The organism is Vibrio sp. D173a (assembly GCF_030248475.1).
The window spans coordinates 1-1649 of the sequence record NZ_JAHGAH010000754.1 but is presented as its reverse complement, the minus strand read 5'-3'; the positions used below and the strand labels follow the sequence as shown (position 1 = coordinate 1649).

At 41.7% G+C, this 1649-nt stretch carries 3 protein-coding genes; 2 read left to right on the top strand and 1 reads right to left on the bottom strand.

Annotated elements, in window-relative coordinates; all coding sequences use genetic code 11:
* Window positions 1-129: 129 nt before the first annotated feature.
* Window positions 130-402, bottom strand: coding sequence for a hypothetical protein (locus tag KIV40_RS29020; RefSeq protein WP_285352689.1), 273 nt, complete (start codon window positions 400-402; stop codon window positions 130-132).
* Between the two features lie 206 nt (window positions 403-608).
* Between KIV40_RS29020 and KIV40_RS29015 the strand changes: the two genes are divergently transcribed.
* Window positions 609-854 carry a hypothetical protein gene (locus KIV40_RS29015; protein WP_285352688.1) on the top strand — a complete coding sequence of 82 codons (246 nt, stop codon included), beginning with the start codon at window positions 609-611 and terminating at the stop codon, window positions 852-854.
* Window positions 855-863: 9 nt separating this feature from the next.
* Entirely contained in the window at window positions 864-1337 is a 474-nt protein-coding gene (locus tag KIV40_RS29010) for a hypothetical protein (protein WP_285352687.1), read from the top strand.
* Window positions 1338-1649: the final 312 nt, after the last annotated feature.

The window sequence follows — 1649 nt, the reverse complement described above, 5'->3', positions numbered from 1 at the left end:
ATTATCAAGTAGCCTCTGGTGACCTATCTTTTCGAAACAAGCTTTGATATCCCCCTCAAGAACCCATTGTGCTGCTCCCTTTTTGCACAGGCACATTGCATGCGAATTCGTTGGCCCTCATCGAGAATTTCAAAGTCTTTCCAATCCGATGTGATCGATATCAGAATGGAATCTGTAATGGTTTGACCCGATAATAGGCAAACTCATTTGGCTTGCCAACGTCATTAGCTCAATCACTTCTTGCTCATTAGCGACTTGAACAATAACTTTAGGAACTAATCGGTAAAAACTCGCGTCGGTTCCGTACGCTAGCTTTCTAAGGTAATCAGTAATAATTCGTTCTTGAGGAATGAACTCTTTGGCGGCGTTGATGAACGCTTCGTAGCTATCTATCCCTTGCATCACATTGTCCTGTCTTTAATTGTAATTATTTATCACAACACTTTAACAGGTTGGTTACTTTGTGATTAGTAAGCCCTAAAGCGTTTTACTGTTTCCAAAACATTACTAATAGAGTTAGGCTGTAGCCACTGCAAGCAATAAAGGCGATGGTCGCTTAACCCTTCTTGCATTAGCATCTATATTCTCTACAAAACAAAAGACTCACTATGAAATTTGATATAAACGCACTGAAACACCACCAGCTGGTTGAAGATGGTCAATTAGAAGGGTGTTATATTCATCAGCCAGTACCAGGCAGTCAGCAAGATGACAAAGCCGTTGTGGAAGAGCGCAAAGCGCTGGAGAAAATGGGATTTAAGGTGGTTCAGGTTAAAGCAAAAGGTGCGACAACAACCTTTGCAGAAGCGATGCAACAGTTAGCGAAGAAGACGGGGCACTCACCCAACAAATAGGATGGATGAATGAAGAATACAACCCCACAATCTATCGTCCCTAATTTGGATAAATGGCCTGTTGGCTCGCATGAGCGCCTAATAAATGGGTATTGGGAGCTGGGTATGATGAGATTTCATACTTTCACTAATGAGTGTAGAGAAGACCTCCAGAATACATACAATCGCATCAACAATGGATTAGGGGTTCAAACGATCTACATCGACCTACTCTCACTTGCAGATAAAGATTACAGAAACAAGTCGCAAATCATGGATATCATCCTAAGTGATAAGCCAACGTGGATCTGGTTTATTAATTGCGAGGGGCTTCTAAATGATTCTCTGGCTAGCTGGTTACGCTCAATCCTCACCACATGTAATGTAGATCATGTTCGAGTAACTTTTGTGCTCGATAACCAAGAGCAGTTCAGCAGTATCTTCCAGCGTTATTCCGCGCCACTATACCAATCGACTATGGCTCTCGATCTTCAGAAGAGCTAGCTCGGTTCTGCCCCATTATGTGTTTGGAATGGATGAAACCATCATGAGATTGATTTGACCAACACCTTGTTGCCTAATTGCCCAACAAGCTCTTGGACAAACTGTCGAACTCATGCACGAAGCGTTGTTCTGTGTATCATTACTTTGCTTCTGGAATGTACGATAGAAAAGCGTTTCGGGAGTAGAAAAGTTTCAAACAGTAAGAGATATATGAAGTTGTTCGAACAATCGGCTTAGTTTAATAACTGCAGCTCGCATATGTTTGATCGTATCCATAGTAAAGAACACTATGGGTGTTTGGATTATCGATAA

What these genes read in the sequence shown, in the direction of transcription:
- KIV40_RS29020 (WP_285352689.1), bottom strand. Translation starts at nt 402, where the DNA reads ATGCAAGGGATAGATAGCTACGAAGCGTTCATCAACGCCGCCAAAGAG.
- KIV40_RS29015 (WP_285352688.1), top strand. Translation starts at nt 609, where the DNA reads ATGAAATTTGATATAAACGCACTGAAACACCACCAGCTGGTTGAAGAT.
- KIV40_RS29010 (WP_285352687.1), top strand. Translation starts at nt 864, where the DNA reads ATGAAGAATACAACCCCACAATCTATCGTCCCTAATTTGGATAAATGG.